Consider the following 16,572-nt stretch of genomic DNA (forward strand, 5'->3'; position numbering starts at 1 on the left):
GGTTTTGTCTTCTTCGCACAAGAAATTAAGAGATTCTATCTTCAACTTTTAGAAAGCATTTATATAGAAGTACTTATTCCTTTTTAAGAAAATTAAGCAATTGAGACAGTCCTTCATTATCAGGACCTTCATATCCCCATTTTTCTACAATCAGATCCACAAATACAGCGAATTCAATTGAACTAAAAGAGTCGATTTTATTTTTGAAATCATCAACATCTCCAAGATCATAAATTGCTTGACCTTCCCAATCAATGTAATTAAATAAGCTTTCTTTTTGAAAAAAGGGAGGATAGCTGTACGTTAAATAAGTGCCGTTAAAAGCTTGGAAAATACAACACAGTTGGTCCTCTGTAAACACACCCTTAACGTTTTCTACTATCATTGAATGTAACGTTACATTGAACTTCAGACTTTCAGAAGCCCTCCAAATAAACTTGCCAAAAAAGTAATCTTCATCATTATCGTCAAATCGAGAAAAGCTAAATAATGTGTTAAAGAATTTGGCTATTTTATCTAGTGAAAAGTCATTATGATGGTTGCTATTACCAATGGTTTTTTGAAAAGAATTAAAATCAAGATTTATCATACTATTATAAATTTCATTTGTTATTTTTTTTAAGTACCGTATTAACTAACTATTTCATTAGAAATTCGAAATGAAATAGTTAGTGTTGGGAGAGAAACTTTAGATCAACTGTTAACTAGGCGCAAAGTAAGGTTCTGCGCTTTTAGATTCAGCGAATCCTCTGCATTCCTATGCGACCATTCTTAAAGGCTTTTCAGAGTTGAAATATGATTCCAACTTTTTATATTCATATTTCTTTAAGAATGGGATGTGAGCAAAAAGATCGTTCATGTTTTCGTAGACGTTGTTAGCAATGTCAAGCATTAATATGCTTATAAAACCATCTGCATCTTTGTAGTAAAGGGAACGCTTGAAAACTTCAATGTCAACTGAATAAATCCCAGCTTTTTCATTTTGAATCATAGTAAGTGTAATTATAATTATATACATTTATAAATTTTTCACATATCGCTTTGCATTCTAAATGAATGTGTGAGCAATAATTAATTAGAGGATTACAATGCTAATGCTGGCCAGCTTCGATTAATCTATTAGCACTATTTAGGAAACACACAGCTTTATTAATTGATATTGTCAACGCATTGATTCTTAGCTAATCTTGAGTATGTGTTGATTCAAAGATTCTGTTGTTCTTAGTTATTTTTCATATCTTCCATTTTTAAGGTTAGAAATTGTTTTTTTATAGTTCAACTTTTTAAAGAAGTTTAAAAAAATGCAACTCTATTTTATATTTTCAATCCATGTTGATTCTCAATTTGACTACGCTTAATTATACTCTTATGAAAGAAATCATTAGGAGTATCTCTTCAGATTTTAATAATGCGATGCTTCTAGTTTTATGTAGTATCTACATTATTTGGTAAAGTTAAGCTCAAGATTTTTTGCAAAATCTTGAATGAGGACTTTTGAGGACTATCTATCCGAGATATTGGGAGTTATTTTTGGGCAGTAAAGGCTATGTTTAAATTAAACTCTCCAGCAATATCGATTTTTAAAACTCAACTACCAATTCTTTGATTTCTTGCTGTTTTTAATAATTTAAGCGATTTTGTAATAGTTTTTTACAGTTTCAAGGCAATATTGATAATTTACTTCTATTGTATATTCAGACCATCTTCTGTGATACATATCTTTATGAATACTTTTTAAAGTATTCCATGAAAAATTTTCATTTGATTGTTTCCACATTCTATACACAGGGATATCAATATATTTTATTGGTTCAAATTTCCATCCAGCTTTCCCTTTGTTTTTTTTGCCATTATCTTCTTGTTTCATAGGAATTTTTAAAATAGGAATAACTAATTCATCTGGGGTACCATTGTATTTAATGTAATTATCTTTAAATATTAAGCTAATAGCGGCGGAAAGCATATATAAATATTCATTTTCATGACTTTCTGGAACTATTTTGAAAAAATATTTTTGATTTCCTTCTGGATGTAATCTGGTAATTCTATTAAATAACTGGAAAAGATTACTGATATTCTTGCCGCATTTCATATCTATAATGTTAACTAGAGTTGGAAGGTTAAATCCCAATATACCACGATCTACCACGATAATAATATTAATATCATCCTCGATAAACCTATTAATAATATCAGAATGCCTATCTGTATTATATGTTGAGATAAGTGTTTCTATTTTAAAAGAATTGAAATAGATCTGTATATCTTTTGCTTGTGATGTGTTTTTGGCAACTATCATTGTTTTGCCTAAAGACTGGATTGAATTGGTCCAGCCAGTTTTTGACATATATCGTTCAATAATAGTAAGAAGTCTATTAAGAGTTTCAAAGGTTTCTGCTTTGTCTAATTTTACTTCTTTTTTCAATTCATCACTAGCGTTGAAATCCTTTTCCTTTATATCATAAGTTGAATTTGAAATTACAATAATTGGGTCAGAAGCCCATTCTCCTTCAATGAGCTCCTCCAGAGCGACTGCAATAATTTCCATTTTATGAGCAACAAAAATGGCAGGTGTTCCTGTTAATAAGAGTTGTTTCTCGAACTTATAACGGTCTATAATCCTAGCAACCATTCCATCTTCGGCATAATAGAAATGATGTGCTTCATCAACGATAAGGACATTGAAAGAATTGACTTCATCAATAACATTTATAATGGTATGAGGAAGAGTAATTAATACCTGTTTCCCCGCTTGATGAAAATCTTTACTCTTGGTAATTTTTTCAAATGAAAAATTTACTCGAGATTGCTTGATGTCATTATAAAATTGATTTCTCAATAAACTTTGTCCATGAGTAAGTACTAAAATTTTGTGAGTTGGATTGTCTATTAGATATTTTTCCATCCATGCGATTGATAATAAGGTTTTCCCACTATTGGGGGCAGCGGCTAGAACAACAATATTATTCTTTATAAAAGCCTTGGGCAATTCTTCATTCAAAATCCTATTAGCATAAGGACGAATAGTGTAATTTTTGTGATCCTTATACCATTTTTCATAAAAGTTTTGATATGTCATATTGATAAAGTATTTTAATTAAATTATTAAACTAATTTTCTTTTACCTAGTGGACCTCTTAACTTGGGTTGATAATTTATTGCTTCTTGAAACTTTTGGTACATATTATTGCATCTGAGCCATTTATATTCACCACTATGTTTCCTTTGATATTCAATTAAATTACTACAATTAGATTCTCGCCATACATTTACACAATAATCAAAAGTTCTTTCATCATGTTTCATTTGAGGTTTAGAAGTACAGCCAACCCTAAGTTTAAAATCATCGATTAAATTTTTTCTTCTTAACCACGTATAAATGCCGGGATTAGTGACGCAAAATTCTTTTATGTTTTTATGCTTATAAAGCGCAACACAATCATCAAGAGTTCTTTCTGTTTTTTCGACACCAAGTTCTTTTTCAAATCGATCAAGCAGTTTATTCCCTTTGAGCCACAAGTAAATAAATCGTAGTTCTGGATTTGTTGAATATCCTTTTATTATATCATTTCGTATTGTCATAATTTTTCTAATATATTGTAGTACATTTTATTTTGTTTGTATTCAGACATAGCTAAAGCTAGATCACACATCTATTTATATGTGAAACACTAGTTTTTAAATCAAATTAGAGGATAACAATGCTAATGCTGGCCAGCGTTAGATTAATCTAATAGCACTGTTTTTCAGGCTTAAGCAGCTTTGCTTAATTGAGTTTGATTGTATTTCTCAATAGCAGCGTCAAGACTTATAATCGAATCATTAAATCTTCCGACTTGTACACTATTGTGTTTTGGATCAAGATCATAACCGATGAACTTTCTGCCGAGCATTAAAGCTACAGCCCCAACCGTTCCAGATCCAGAGAATACATCAAGTACGGTGTCTCCAGAATTTGTGGTCATTAAGATAGGCGCAATACAGATTTCTTCCGGGAAAGGAGCAGCGTGCTCTGTCCCACCGTATCTTTTAACCGCAGCTTGATTTGCGACAGCAGTATGAATTACATCTTTATCCCAAAAGTCTTCCAATTGTTTTCCATCTTTCAGACCAGTGAGGCAGACTCTGCCATAATCCGATGACGTGTTATCGCTTCTTTTTCTGTTGATCCAGCCGATACCTGGTTTTACTTCACCTTTAAACGGCATTTGAATTTCGTTAAAAACATATTTTTTTGATTTAACTAGGTGAAATATTAGCTCGTATGATGGCTTCAAAGCATCTTTGCTATTGAACCCTAGACTGTTGCGTTTGTGCCATATGATTGAGTTACGCAAAATCCAGCCATGTTTCATCAGCTCAATCTGAATTCGGTTTGGAATAGACTGTAGGCATTTATCCAGGTAAGTATCAGCCAGATTCAAGTAGAAGCTACCTTCAGGTTTTAGGACCCGGTAACAGTCTTTTAGATGGTCAACTAAGCGTTTGATATATTCTTCGGGTGTTTTTTCAGCACCAAGCTCGTCGTTGCTACCAGAATAGTTTCGTAATTTCCAATATGGCGGTGATGTAAAGATCATCTGTACGGATTCGTCAGGTATTTCTGATAGATCATCAGATGATTTGTTGTAAATTTTGTAATAGTCATTTGAAATAGTTTCAGGGAGATAGATGCTCTTATCTTCGACATTTTTGCTTTCTTTCAGTTTTACTGCGATTTTGTGAGCTTGGTTAATCGATAAGTTGTCTTGATCAATCAAATCAACCAAATCAGGGTTAACCTCGTCGATATATTCGAGTTTGCTGAAATTCCCGGCAGATAATCCAACTGCTTTACAAACATCTTTGCGGGTATCGGCAGGTCCCATGTTCGAATTAGTCTGAAGCTTTTCAGCTTCAGACTTTCGACCTTTCTTTCTCCTCCATAACTGTTTCAAATACTTTGCTTCCATAAGCCGTTCACGCTGCGTTTTTACCCGTTGTTTGTTGAATGATATAATGGCAATTTCTTCTGCCACGTTTAAATGTTTGATTTCAACATCCACTTCAGTGTAACCAAGCTTTTTAAGGGCATAATATCTCCTAACGCCAGAAATAATAGATAATGAGCTGTTTACAATGATTGGCTGTAAAAGTCCGAGCTCCTGAATAGATTCGGCTAAATCGTCAATATCATTGATTTTATATACACTCGAGTGAAACGGGTTGATTTTCAATTTTGAAATTTCTGTAACCATACTTTATAGTTTTAAAATGTTAATAAATATTGATTGCTTTAATAGTGTTCTCCTCACTGATTTTGAATTGAGTTTTCTCTCATGTTTTAATTTTAAACGATCATTTATTTCGTCAATATTGACGGATTTATGGACTGTTATTTTTACTTTTCATTCATGATGTTTTTAAAAAGTTTAGTTATAATCATTTTGTGTCTATATATTTATTTCAAGTTCATTTTCAATTTTCAGAATGCGATTTTCATTTGTAGATCATTATTTTCAAGAAGTTTAAAAAAAGTACAATAATATTCTTGTTGACACTATTTCGTTATTACATTTCGTTACTTAAGGCATTCAGTCTTTTTAATTTTTTTCTTCGTAATTCTTTTAGTTTTACAAAGTAAAATTCAAATTCTTCGTCAGGATATATGGTAGTTATATGACTATCTTCAGTTAAAATATACATAAAGTAAAATATACTATTATCTGACAGATCATGAACTTTATAATAAAGCCAATGCTTATTAGGCTTTTTTCCTGTTTCAATACACTTACCCTCTTCAAGTATGCGCAGACTTTCATCTGGTTTATTGTCGGTTTTTTTTAATTTTTCTTTCATAATTCAAATTTTTATGGTTGATTATTTTTAGTCAAATATTTTCAAGAAGTTTAAAGAATTTAGTTTTACAATGAATCTTCATTAATTCGAGATAATCACTAATTTTGCCTCGAATTTTCTCATTTTACACACTTTCAAATGATTAAATATTCCGGTGGTTCTCTACCACATTTTATCTTATTATACCTGCTAATTCTAATTTTCATTTTCTTCTGGTTAAGCTTACTGATAATGTATTGCAAAGATTTGCAAAAATTATATTGATCATAATACAATTGAGAGCTTTTGAGAATTTTTTGTTAAGATTTTCGGATGCAATCAGGAGCTGAAACATTAATGTTGAAGCGGGTTTTGTTTTTTATTTTATTTTTTTTACTTTTCCAAAATCTTCAATAAAATAGAATTTAGTATGCCTTTGCTACCTAAAGAATTTAGAGATAATCTGGTGGACATTGCGAATGATCTCCAGTATGACGATTATCGTAGAACCTTAAGACGAAATTTGAAACCAGAACTTGATCAATCTGAAAAGGAAGAGATTATTATAGCATGTGAGCGTATTATTTCCTTTTTAAACGGAAAAGAAAAGGAAGAATTTATTAAAGGCTATGTAGAACGTGAAAGGATAAAAAGAATATTTAGAAGGCAAAGCAAGGATGGGACTCTAAATAGTAAGGACAGTATTACATATACTGGTTTGCCAGAATCTACTTTTTACAGAAAGATTAAGGATTATGACCCTGTTAAAGATGAAGATGGGAAAAGTCGTTATAAAATAGATGATCTGGATAAAATCGCTAGACTTTTAACTGATTCCAGTAATTCCGGTGATTCCTTTAATTCTGCATTGTGTATTGAAACGAACTATCGGTTTGATAGAGCTCGAATGGGCTTCTTTCCATTTAGTGCTGGAAAGTTTTATAAAATTGTTGGTGAAGATGAGTGGTACAAGTATATATTCAACGATCAATGGAACGTTACTTTAAGAATAGGTAAAAACTCATTTAGTAATTATTTTCAGGTTAAAGAAGACTTGGAATCCTTACTATCCCATTTTAATGATTGATAAGATTAAATTCCATCTGATATCAACAGCGTTAAGTCGATAGTGGTCGTATTAAGTGCCTTTCTTCACATATTACCAGGTGTGTTAATTCTTCATTTCACTCTACTAGTGATGCGTTAATTTTTAAAATACTTATATAAATAACTATATATTAAAACATTACAAGCGTTCTTTGATTTTTTGATTTGAATTGACTTATAGTTTTGCGCCTAAAAAGTGCAAGATTATGAATTCAGGAAAATATGTTTTTGCCCAGCTATTACAGTTTGTCAGTAAATACGAGTTTGAAAGGTGCGTCGAGCGTTACCAAGGAGATTACCATGTAAGGGAATTGAACTGTTGGAACCAGTTTGTTCAACTTTTCTTTGGTCAACTCACTTCCCGGAATTCATTAAGAGATATTTGTACTTGTTTGAAAGCCCATAAAAATAAACTTTATCATTTGGGCATAAAGCAAAATGTCAATCAGTCTAGCCTTTCACGTGCAAACGAGCGAAGAGACTGGAGGATCTTTGCTGATTTTGGTGAGTACCTGATAAAAATGGTCAGACCACTATATGCAAACAGTCCAATCCCAAATATTGATATTGACAATGACATATTTGCCCTTGATTCAACAACCATATCTTTGAGCATAAAGCTATTTAGTTGGGCAAAAGGCAAGTACTCACGGGGAGCAGTAAAGATTCATACACTACTCGATTTAAGAGGAAGCATTCCTGCATTTATATTTATCACAGATGGCAAATACCATGATAGCAACATACTGGATATCATGGGTCCCATCCCTGAAGCAATATATCTGATGGATAAAGCGTATGTTGATTTTGCCGCTTTATACAATATTCATAGAGCAGGTGCATTTTTTGTTACAAGAGCAAAAGTGACATTAGATTACTCGGTTATTGAATGCAATTACAATATTGACGAACGCTCAGGATTAAGAAGCGATAAGACTATAAACCTAAATGGATATAAGTCTAAAAAACTTTATCCAGAAATGCTTCGACTGGTTGAATATTACGATGACGAGAAAAATATATTGCTCGTTTTCCTAAGCAATAACTTCGAAGTATCGGCAATGGAAATTGCTTATCTGTACCGTAACCGTTGGCAAATAGAAGTGTTCTTTAAATGGATAAAACAAAATCTGACGATAAAGAAACTCTGGGGTAACTCAGAAAATGCGGTTGCCCTCCATATCTGGGTAGCTATCTGTACATACCTGATTGTCGCATACGTCAAATATTCACTCAAAAGTACACTGTCTATTTATGAGATAATGCAAATCTTAGGCATTTCAGTATTCGACAAGGCACCCGTAAAGGAGCTAATTACTGAATTAGAAGTCAATCAAAATTTCAAAGAACAATATGATTTATTTAATGATCAATTTTAACGCATCAGTAGTAATTTCACTCAATAAATTTGCTTGGGTTCAATAGATGTATCTCTTAATATCATGATGGATATATCTCTTTGAAACCTTCAAAAATCAATTTAAAGGTTATAAATGTTTTGCCATTATAATCAATATCTTCTACTCTTATAAATGAAATTCCCAAAGTGTCTAATGCAAGTTCAACCCAATGAGAATTATAGATGTCAGCACTTATAAAAATGTTTCCATCGCTAGCGTTTTGTGACCATGAAAATTTTGAAAGAATCCATTCAGGAGTTATTTTAATTTCAGTATTAAACCCATTTTCTTCTGTTAGATATTTATAGTTTTCCGCAAACCCAGTGGGTCCATTTACAAAAACATTCATTTTGGCAGCGATTTCTTGGCGCTTCCGTTCAGCATCATTTTCTTGTTTCACCCTTCTCTTTATTAACGGCTTCGGGTTTTTCTTGTTCTTATTTTTACTCTCAAATTGATTCCATTTTAACATAAACTTTGTGATTATTTTCTACTATATATAAATATTATCAGGCGCTTTTTAATCAGAATAAAGATTTTAGAGCCCTGGTAAAAAAATATAAAGCAAAAAATAATAGTTAAACATGTTTTCAATTTTTAAAAATGGCATCAAAAATACCAAGCCAGATAAACAACCAATTAGCCTTTCCGATTTGACTAAGTTGATCCGTAATAATCCGGCGGCTGACACTATTAATCAAATAAGGCAGCTCCGTGAAAACGGCGATCAAACCTATAAGGAGAGTAAGCGTACCTTAGCTTATATCACGCCCAACTGTGTGTTGAAAAAACGCAGTCTTACGGGGGACTTAGATTATAATGACAACTTTCTTTACTTCTCCGGGCACATTTATTTTGATTTTGATGTACGCAATGCTATTGAATTTAAACAAGCAATCATCCAGAAATATAAGCACGTAGTATCGCTTGTATGTGTTTCTTCTGGTGGGGGGGTATATCTGTTTTGGTAAAAGTCAATATTGAACTTACCAAGGAAAATTTTCAATCCGTATGGGAATACATAGCATCCGAAGTTTTTAAAGATGAATTAAAATTGGTTGATACAAAAACAAAAGATATTGGGAGGGCAATGTTTATATCTTCAGACCCTGATGTATTTATTAATCATGATAATGAATTGGCAATAAATACTGATGATTTACAGAAGTATAGAAAAACAGAAACAATAAAAAAAGGTACACAACAGGGTATATCCATGAAGATATTTAATTATACCTCGTCATGTACCTTTTCCTATCAATTATTACCCTTTAATGAAGTAAAAAAGGTTAATTTGTCTACCCCCTTTGATTCAAAGAATACCGTCATTGATTATAACCCCATAAAATTTTTAGAATTAAAGTTCCCTAAGGAAGTCTGTGATGGAATAAAACATAGTTTTTATGCTTCATGCATTCATCGCTTAGTTTATTTGAACCCAGATTTAGAACCAAGTTATATCTATTCGTTTCTATTCTATACCAATAAATACAAAGCTAACCCTCCAATGGAACCAAGATCATTGAGACGATTGTTTGAATACGTATATAATCAGACCAATCAGGAGGATTATGTATATAATAATGATAGGGTCAAGAATTTTCATTTGAATAAAGAAGTATTCCTTACTAAAGAAGATAAAGTATCAATAATGAATAAGTGTAATGGGAAGATTAGGAGTAATAAATCCATAACAAAAATACTTGAAGCTAAGGCAGAATTACAATATAGAAATGAAAAGATTACTCAAAATAAAGTGTCTGAAATCAGTGGGTTAGGCATTCAGACTGTTAAGAAGTATTACATGATTGAAGATATTTATGATATCAATTTGATGGTTGAAGAAATAAATAATCAGTATTTAGGTAATTCAGGTTTAAAAATAAAATAAACTTCTCACTTTTTTGTGGATATCATATTTTGTAAGCAATTCAGCTTTCATAAAAATAAATTATAAAATATGATTAAACAAAAATCATTCACAAAACGAAATTTAGCTTTCAAAATAGATACAACAAAGAATCTATTTCAGAAGTATTTTAATCAGAAATATTCTGATAAAAAAGATCAAATTACTGATGTTCTAAATTACAGAGATGAGAAAAACTGAAAGAGATTAAAAATTTTAAAAAAAAGTAAACCATGAAAAAGAAACTAACAAAACAAGACGTAATATTATCTGAATTAACATTTGAAATTCTATTCCTTTTAGAATTTGATAATAAATATTACGATCATATTTATTATACAAATTCTGCAAAACCATCAGATATAAGAGATTATTATATTAGAAATATATCAATAATGTCATTAAGAAGTATGGAATATTGTGAAAACGAATTAGAAAAGAATAATTATGTTGAAAATATTGAAAGTAAAACATACTTGAGAATATTTGATGTATATGCCAACTATATAGCTGAATATTCAACTGAAGAAGATTATCAAGTTTATGTAAAATTATTAGCAGCATTAAAATATAAAAACTAAGCTACAACAACCCACTTAATGCAGATGATCTAATTTTGTCAGAATTGACGAAATTGGATCATCTATCGGTAGTGATCGATAAATCTATTGTGGCTTAACATCTCGTTCGACCTTATTCTTCTTATTTGTATTCTCTTTTGATTTTTCGTTATTATCCTTTTTGAAAAGTGGATTTTTAATCTCAATTAAATGTTGATATAAATAAGATTGATGATCATGGTTTGTACGGAAGATGGAATATAATGATTTTTACATTGTTGATGTCTGTAGTAAGCCATGAGTTAATGTCTTTGATTAGAAGTAATCTTATCTGTCGAATACTAGACAACCTCTTAGAACTCACTCCTGCAATTTTGGTAATTGAAACTTATGAAAATTTTTAAATTTACAGTCAAAATAGAATTCAAAAAAATTCTTTTCCTTAGATGTGATGAATACATATATCAATACAACTATCGAATAATAAAAAATTAAAAATAGAAATATGAAAGTAAATAATGTAAATGTGAACAGTAAATTGTTCTTAACTCAAAACTTCAATTACGATGGAGACGGATTGATGTTTGAATTAAAAGAGATATTAGATGAATTCCATTTTCAGCATACAGGTATAGCTTTTATTGTCGATGATGAAGATCAAGCAATTGTTAGAGCATTTGAGTGGTACAATAAAATATATATCAGAAAAAAAAATAAGGCAATGAACGAACTTGATATAAATAATTTTTCCGATCATGAAATTCGTGTATTTCTAATTGGTAACAGAAATCTTTTGGTTCCAGAACTCGCAACAAAAGAAGAAATAGAAAATGAATTAGGTCGTGAATTTGATGAAGATGAATGGTATGATTTCTCAATTTTTGTTGATCGTTTTTTTGAGGATGTAAAAGAATCTTTTATAACCAAAATCGTTGTAGAGTGGCCAAATGTATAGCTCTTTTTAGTAATCATCACTGGTTTAATGGTGTTGAATTTAAAAATACAAATGGGAATAGTGATACCGATTGATTGATATACTTATCTGTGAAGAAGTTTGAAGATTACGACGAAACCTGATATTTGATACACTTTATATTTCAGATGCTTATTTCGAACTAATATAGATCCTATTTTAATATTTTTATTACGTTTGGATACTTGAACTTTAAGGAATATTTTTATAATTCATTAATTCACATGGAATTGGAGATGGATAAACAGCAGATTGATTATACCAGCAATGAAACAGATTGTCCTTTTGCATCAAATAGTCCTTTATCCCAAATAATGGTCATTGATCAAAACCCATTACTTTCTGAAGAAAAAATAGAGCTTGCTTTAAACTTACTTAATAAGATAAGAAATAGTGATACTCTGGCTGATAATGAAAAGCTTGAAGCTTATATTTATATCCATCAAAAAATGGATTTGAACGAATGGCTTCTCCCTGTAGTCAAAGAATTTATCCATTTCGGTATTGAAAAAATGAAATTATATCTCTATCAAAGGAATCAATCATCGAAAGGAAAGTTGGTGGATTTACATAGCTATGTTGTACTTACAAATCCATTCACTAGTAGAGCAAATGAAATTGACTTTATGGGATGGCCAGGCATAGAAAAAGAACAAGCTTCATTTCATGAATGGTTGGCAAGAGCTAGAGCTAAAAGAGCATCTCTTGAACCAAGGGATTATGAAATAGAAGATTCCATTTCAAACGATTGACAAATAATATTTTACAATCAATTTCAATTTAATCTTCAAGAAAATATTGGTTTAATATTTTGATTGTCTGAATACTTAAAAAGCTGAAAAATAAACAAGAATATTTTCTTTAAACACCACGTATTTAGCTGAAAAGTCACGATAATTATCAGAATTCAGTTCTTTTTGAGCTGATTTTTTTGAGATTATGAAAAAACGTGGACACAAAAAACTGGAAGGGTGGTCGGCATGCGTGTTTTTTCATAATATTCTAAAGTAAGAGTTGATGGGTTTGGTGGGTATTAAAAGGTTATTTCTCTGGAGAAAGGCGTTGATCATTTCAGCAAATAAAATAGCAAGACACCCACCTGATTTTATTTGGTGTGATTATTTAATTCATACTTCAAGCAAAAAACATTTAAGGTATAATCCCATAAATTATTAATCGAGATGCCTGTATTTTTGCCAGTATTGACAATTTTAGAATCGAGTATTAAATAGATTATAAGGATCAGATTAAATGCAGACAAATAATCTTGACCATTACTTAATACATTATAAATCAGGAAATAATTAGAATTGTTTTTAAATATTATAACATATCTGAAGATATTTCACCTTCTTCTGCATATCTAAAATACTCATCAAATGTCCATCTTTTGATAGATAAGATTGAGTCATCACCAGGATAACCAATATGTAAGTAAAGTGGACGGTCATATAGAATCGTATAAGATTTATTGATCGAAAACTCAAAAACTTCTCCTGTGTCATTATCCACCAAATCACCACTCAAAATACAAACAGCTACATTGGATTGAGTCTTTTTTGAAGAAGTTCTTTTATCCCTATGGGGATTTTTCTTAATTACTTCTATTTCTGAAGCTACTTCACCTTCCTCTGCATATCTAAAATACTGTTCAAATCCCAATCTATTGAATGTTAAGTATGAGTCATAGCCAGGATAACCAATATGTAACCAAAGTGGGTGGTCATAAAGAATCTCATACGTTTTATTCTTTGAAAAACTCAAAACCTCTCCTGTGCTATCATCCACAAAATCAGCACTCAAAATACAAACAGCTATAGCGATTTGACTATTCTTTGATTCAATTGATTTATCACCAAAGAGATTCTTATTTTGAGCTTCTATACCCACTTCAAAAATATTAATATTATTTTCGGAACAAACATCGAAGCATTTATCCATAAGAATATTCCTTTCTTTTACCTCTTGCTTCGTATAAGTTGGTTTATGGGTTTCTCCGTTTATATAACAATTAAAATCTTTCTCAGGATGAAAAACTACCCCTTCAACATTATGCAGATAATTGAAGAACTCCCATACATCATCAATAGTAGTAATTGATTTCGGAAGTGAATTTGGCTTTGGATTTTTTCTCATTATGAAAGGTCTTTGATTTTTATTGTATTTAATTTAAATCCAGGAATATTACGGAATTGATTTAAATCTAAAAAAATTATCTGAAGAATACCATCGAATTGGTTTTTTTGCGCAATAATTTGATCATCTATAATTCGTTAGAAGAGTATTACAAAGATTTCAAATTCAATACAATAAACCATATATTCACTATTTTTGTGTCCACACATTTAGCAATATTTTAAAGTAAATGTTTGTTTTTGATAGGTTTAAGACGTCATTCACCTAGGCAAGGTATTTCATCAATTCAGCAAATAAAATAGCAGGGCACCCACCGGATTTGTTTGGTACGAATAATTAAGTCTCATTCATTCTTCCATCATCCAGAGCGATAAAATGATAAGCTGAGAATTTCAATACTTACCAATTTATTATAAAACGCAATTTCAAATAAAAACTATCTTTGGGATTGTTTTAATCCAAAAATCAGAATATCCACCGGAATGAAGATTATCCATAGAATAGATGACTTTTTGTTTACAATCTTTCCAAACCTAATGGGGGGGGGGTAAAATACAGATAGTCAACGAGTTAGAAAATTACTATACTTATGGCCCATTTAAACCTAAAATTACTGTTGAAGGTGAATGGGTTACAATCGAAATTGACAATCCAACCATACTTTCACAGGAAGCCGATTACCGCAAAACGGTTGCCCTTTGCGAAAAAGGAAAATACTCCGAAGCCAGTCAAATACTCAAAACCTTAATTGATAAAAACCCAACCAATTCGGAATACCACCGGATCATGGGTCAAATACGTTCTGATGAAGGTGATCAGGACGAAGCGGTTGATTATTTGATTGATGCCCTACGCTGGGACTCCAAAAACGGCTGGGCATTGATGATGATGGGCAACATCCTCGCCAAATTCAAAAAAGACATACCAACAGCATTAAAATACTTTGATCAGGCATTACTGGCCAACGTCAACGATTATATCAGCCTTACCAATGTTGCGTACCTGATGTTTCAACAAGGAAAAATGGATGAAGCCAAACGTTATTTGGATGCCTCATTACAGATCAATCCGAAATACCCCAATACACATTTGATCTTGGGACTGATTGCAGAAAAAGAACAGGATTTGGATTCAGCTTTCAACTATTCTCTGCAAACCGTTCGTTTGTGTCCAAAAAAAGATGAGTTGTATCAAAATGCGGTTAAACAGACATTTGAATTGGCCAAACAGATCCTGAAGACCGGCAAAGGTCAAAAGATGGTGGATCAATTCAGGCATAAACTCGAATACGAAGGCGACACCGGAATTGAAATGATTGAAGATGCAGACATAAAGACTGCCGCCAAATTTGAACTGGCTGAAAACTTTAACAGGGCGAAACATACGGTTCGTTACAAACCAAACTACGCAGGTGTGGAACATTTAATTCTGCACGAATTGAGCCACCTGAAACTGATTATTGATGCCCGCAACGAAGGGATTAACCAACTATTTATTTCTACACAATCACAGAAAACAGAATTTCTGAGTAACTATTCCGGACATGCCACCAGCTTGATTAAAAAAGGGTTTCCGGAAAAAACCGTCAATGAATTTTTACTTATGCTGTTCGAAGGACTTAACCTTCAGGTTTACAATACACCCATAGATTTATTTATTGAAAATACCATCTATCACGAATATCCCGAATTCCGACCTTGGCAGTTTCTCTCGCTGTATTCACTTATCGAACAGGGAATTGCGGCTGTTACCAACAAACGGATTATTGAGTTGGCACCTAAAGATATTTTGTCGAAAAGCAAGATTTACAACTTGATAAATGCGATGCAATACCGTGATTTGTTTGGTGTTGATCTGATTATACTGTTTAATGCGACACCGCTTGAATTGAAACAGGCACAAACCTTTTACAACGAATATTTGGAGTACCGAGACGATAAAAAACCGGGAGAAGAATATGAAATGTTGTTGCATTGGTCTGAAGATTTGAAAGTGGATCGATACTCCGAACTGGTGGGTGAGATTCAGTACCGGAAACGAAGCGACATCAATTCTTTCATCAATTCACTCGAAAAAGATCCGCTTGGATTGGATGAACGTGACCCTGTGAAAGAACGTGAACAGCGACGTTTCCAACAATCGCAGGAGAAGGAAGGTGCGAATATGGCCGTGGTTATGCATATGGTTTCGGCTCTTCAATACTTCCAAAACTTACCCAAAGAGACCATTAAGAAGATAGCCTTCGACATTGCTATGCAAGGCACACAGGGTTTCAGTACCGAAAAAAGTGGTTACACGGTCCCGTCTATTCCTGACAAAGAATTTACAGGCTACCAGATTTTAGCTTGGTATTACGTGAGTTGGGCTATTTCAGCACCCCTTCAACTCGCTGAATTGGGACTGCCCTATGAAAAAGAGTTTGAACTGGCGAAGAAAATGAGGGAATAATCTTCGACAAAAAATTACCATACCGTACTTCCAGGACTGATCTGAAAATTGGCGAAGAATGATAATCTGTATTTATCATTCTTCGCCAATTTTTATTCTTGACTTAACTATAAAACATTCTATATTTGTGTATATCAAACAAAAAAGAGAATTATTCATGGAAAGTAAATTTGAATGAATAAATATCAGACAGAGTTTAATTTACTCTCCCCATCTAAATAA

The 16,572-nt window shown here is 31.9% G+C and carries 16 protein-coding genes; 8 read left to right on the plus strand and 8 right to left on the minus strand.

Annotation, left to right across the window (positions count from 1 at the left end):
* Nucleotides 1-73 precede the first annotated feature (73 nt).
* The 6 genes from AQPE_RS12760 to AQPE_RS12785 all read right to left on the minus strand — a co-directional run bounded on the left by AQPE_RS12760 (nt 74) and on the right by AQPE_RS12785 (nt 5,838).
* Complete coding sequence (locus AQPE_RS12760; RefSeq protein ID WP_318346883.1) at nt 74-589, minus strand: hypothetical protein; 516 nt, start codon at nt 587-589, stop codon at nt 74-76.
* Nucleotides 590-757: 168 nt separating this feature from the next.
* Nucleotides 758-991: a hypothetical protein gene (locus AQPE_RS12765; protein WP_318346884.1), complete on the minus strand. Its 234-nt coding sequence runs from the start codon at nt 989-991 to the stop codon at nt 758-760.
* Between the two features lie 636 nt (nt 992-1,627).
* Complete coding sequence (locus tag AQPE_RS12770; protein WP_318346885.1) at nt 1,628-3,079, minus strand: DEAD/DEAH box helicase; 1,452 nt, start codon at nt 3,077-3,079, stop codon at nt 1,628-1,630.
* Nucleotides 3,080-3,105: 26 nt separating this feature from the next.
* The gene (locus AQPE_RS12775; RefSeq protein ID WP_318346886.1) at nt 3,106-3,582 is read right to left on the minus strand and encodes a hypothetical protein; all 477 of its coding nucleotides are present in this window, start codon (nt 3,580-3,582) and stop codon (nt 3,106-3,108) included.
* Nucleotides 3,583-3,752: 170 nt separating this feature from the next.
* A complete protein-coding gene (locus AQPE_RS12780; protein ID WP_318346887.1) occupies nt 3,753-5,237 on the minus strand; it encodes a DNA methyltransferase in 1,485 nt (494 codons plus the stop codon).
* A 313-nt stretch (nt 5,238-5,550) separates the two neighbouring features.
* Nucleotides 5,551-5,838, minus strand: coding sequence for a hypothetical protein (locus tag AQPE_RS12785; RefSeq protein ID WP_318346888.1), 288 nt, complete (start codon nt 5,836-5,838; stop codon nt 5,551-5,553).
* A 409-nt stretch (nt 5,839-6,247) separates the two neighbouring features.
* On the opposite strand from AQPE_RS12785, the gene AQPE_RS12790 reads away from it, so the two are divergent.
* Together AQPE_RS12790 and AQPE_RS12795 are read left to right on the plus strand one after the other, a co-directional pair.
* Nucleotides 6,248-6,904, plus strand: a complete 657-nt coding sequence (locus tag AQPE_RS12790; protein WP_318346889.1) for a hypothetical protein — start codon at nt 6,248-6,250, stop codon at nt 6,902-6,904.
* Between the two features lie 226 nt (nt 6,905-7,130).
* Nucleotides 7,131-8,303: an IS4 family transposase gene (locus tag AQPE_RS12795; protein WP_318346890.1), complete on the plus strand. Its 1,173-nt coding sequence runs from the start codon at nt 7,131-7,133 to the stop codon at nt 8,301-8,303.
* Nucleotides 8,304-8,364: 61 nt separating this feature from the next.
* Here AQPE_RS12795 and AQPE_RS12800 read toward each other — a convergent pair whose 3' ends face one another.
* Nucleotides 8,365-8,796 carry a hypothetical protein gene (locus AQPE_RS12800; RefSeq protein ID WP_318346891.1) on the minus strand — a complete coding sequence of 144 codons (432 nt, stop codon included), beginning with the start codon at nt 8,794-8,796 and terminating at the stop codon, nt 8,365-8,367.
* A 112-nt stretch (nt 8,797-8,908) separates the two neighbouring features.
* On the opposite strand from AQPE_RS12800, the gene AQPE_RS12805 reads away from it, so the two are divergent.
* From AQPE_RS12805 to AQPE_RS12825, 5 genes are all read left to right on the plus strand, one after another.
* Nucleotides 8,909-9,295 carry a hypothetical protein gene (locus tag AQPE_RS12805; RefSeq protein ID WP_318346892.1) on the plus strand — a complete coding sequence of 129 codons (387 nt, stop codon included), beginning with the start codon at nt 8,909-8,911 and terminating at the stop codon, nt 9,293-9,295.
* Nucleotides 9,256-10,215: a hypothetical protein gene (locus tag AQPE_RS12810; protein ID WP_318346893.1), complete on the plus strand. Its 960-nt coding sequence runs from the start codon at nt 9,256-9,258 to the stop codon at nt 10,213-10,215. The genes AQPE_RS12805 and AQPE_RS12810 overlap by 40 nt, the downstream gene beginning before the upstream one ends.
* 251 nt (nt 10,216-10,466) lie before the next feature.
* The gene (locus AQPE_RS12815; protein ID WP_318346894.1) at nt 10,467-10,814 is read left to right on the plus strand and encodes a hypothetical protein; all 348 of its coding nucleotides are present in this window, start codon (nt 10,467-10,469) and stop codon (nt 10,812-10,814) included.
* 484 nt (nt 10,815-11,298) lie between these two features.
* The gene (locus AQPE_RS12820) at nt 11,299-11,748 is read left to right on the plus strand and encodes a hypothetical protein (protein WP_318346895.1); all 450 of its coding nucleotides are present in this window, start codon (nt 11,299-11,301) and stop codon (nt 11,746-11,748) included.
* A gap of 242 nt (nt 11,749-11,990) precedes the next feature.
* Nucleotides 11,991-12,518 carry a hypothetical protein gene (locus AQPE_RS12825; protein ID WP_318346896.1) on the plus strand — a complete coding sequence of 176 codons (528 nt, stop codon included), beginning with the start codon at nt 11,991-11,993 and terminating at the stop codon, nt 12,516-12,518.
* 571 nt (nt 12,519-13,089) lie between these two features.
* On the opposite strand, the gene AQPE_RS12830 is transcribed toward AQPE_RS12825, so the two are convergent.
* Nucleotides 13,090-13,902, minus strand: a complete 813-nt coding sequence (locus AQPE_RS12830) for a hypothetical protein (RefSeq protein ID WP_318346897.1) — start codon at nt 13,900-13,902, stop codon at nt 13,090-13,092.
* Nucleotides 13,903-14,688: 786 nt separating this feature from the next.
* On the opposite strand from AQPE_RS12830, the gene AQPE_RS12835 reads away from it, so the two are divergent.
* Complete coding sequence (locus AQPE_RS12835; RefSeq protein ID WP_318346898.1) at nt 14,689-16,350, plus strand: tetratricopeptide repeat protein; 1,662 nt, start codon at nt 14,689-14,691, stop codon at nt 16,348-16,350.
* Nucleotides 16,351-16,572 lie beyond the last annotated feature (222 nt).

The organism is Aquipluma nitroreducens (assembly GCF_009689585.1).
Lineage (GTDB): Bacteria > Bacteroidota > Bacteroidia > Bacteroidales > Prolixibacteraceae > Aquipluma > Aquipluma nitroreducens.

What these genes read in the sequence shown, in the direction of transcription:
- AQPE_RS12780 (WP_318346887.1), bottom strand. Translation starts at nt 5,237, where the DNA reads ATGGTTACAGAAATTTCAAAATTGAAAATCAACCCGTTTCACTCGAGT.
- AQPE_RS12825 (WP_318346896.1), top strand. Translation starts at nt 11,991, where the DNA reads ATGGAATTGGAGATGGATAAACAGCAGATTGATTATACCAGCAATGAA.
- AQPE_RS12790 (WP_318346889.1), top strand. Translation starts at nt 6,248, where the DNA reads ATGCCTTTGCTACCTAAAGAATTTAGAGATAATCTGGTGGACATTGCG.
- AQPE_RS12835 (WP_318346898.1), top strand. Translation starts at nt 14,689, where the DNA reads ATGGGTCAAATACGTTCTGATGAAGGTGATCAGGACGAAGCGGTTGAT.
- AQPE_RS12785 (WP_318346888.1), bottom strand. Translation starts at nt 5,838, where the DNA reads ATGAAAGAAAAATTAAAAAAAACCGACAATAAACCAGATGAAAGTCTG.
- AQPE_RS12795 (WP_318346890.1), top strand. Translation starts at nt 7,131, where the DNA reads ATGAATTCAGGAAAATATGTTTTTGCCCAGCTATTACAGTTTGTCAGT.
- AQPE_RS12820 (WP_318346895.1), top strand. Translation starts at nt 11,299, where the DNA reads ATGAAAGTAAATAATGTAAATGTGAACAGTAAATTGTTCTTAACTCAA.
- AQPE_RS12810 (WP_318346893.1), top strand. Translation starts at nt 9,256, where the DNA reads ATGTGTTTCTTCTGGTGGGGGGGTATATCTGTTTTGGTAAAAGTCAAT.
- AQPE_RS12775 (WP_318346886.1), bottom strand. Translation starts at nt 3,582, where the DNA reads ATGACAATACGAAATGATATAATAAAAGGATATTCAACAAATCCAGAA.
- AQPE_RS12800 (WP_318346891.1), bottom strand. Translation starts at nt 8,796, where the DNA reads ATGTTAAAATGGAATCAATTTGAGAGTAAAAATAAGAACAAGAAAAAC.
- AQPE_RS12815 (WP_318346894.1), top strand. Translation starts at nt 10,467, where the DNA reads ATGAAAAAGAAACTAACAAAACAAGACGTAATATTATCTGAATTAACA.
- AQPE_RS12770 (WP_318346885.1), bottom strand. Translation starts at nt 3,079, where the DNA reads ATGACATATCAAAACTTTTATGAAAAATGGTATAAGGATCACAAAAAT.
- AQPE_RS12765 (WP_318346884.1), bottom strand. Translation starts at nt 991, where the DNA reads ATGATTCAAAATGAAAAAGCTGGGATTTATTCAGTTGACATTGAAGTT.
- AQPE_RS12805 (WP_318346892.1), top strand. Translation starts at nt 8,909, where the DNA reads ATGTTTTCAATTTTTAAAAATGGCATCAAAAATACCAAGCCAGATAAA.
- AQPE_RS12830 (WP_318346897.1), bottom strand. Translation starts at nt 13,902, where the DNA reads ATGAGAAAAAATCCAAAGCCAAATTCACTTCCGAAATCAATTACTACT.
- AQPE_RS12760 (WP_318346883.1), bottom strand. Translation starts at nt 589, where the DNA reads ATGATAAATCTTGATTTTAATTCTTTTCAAAAAACCATTGGTAATAGC.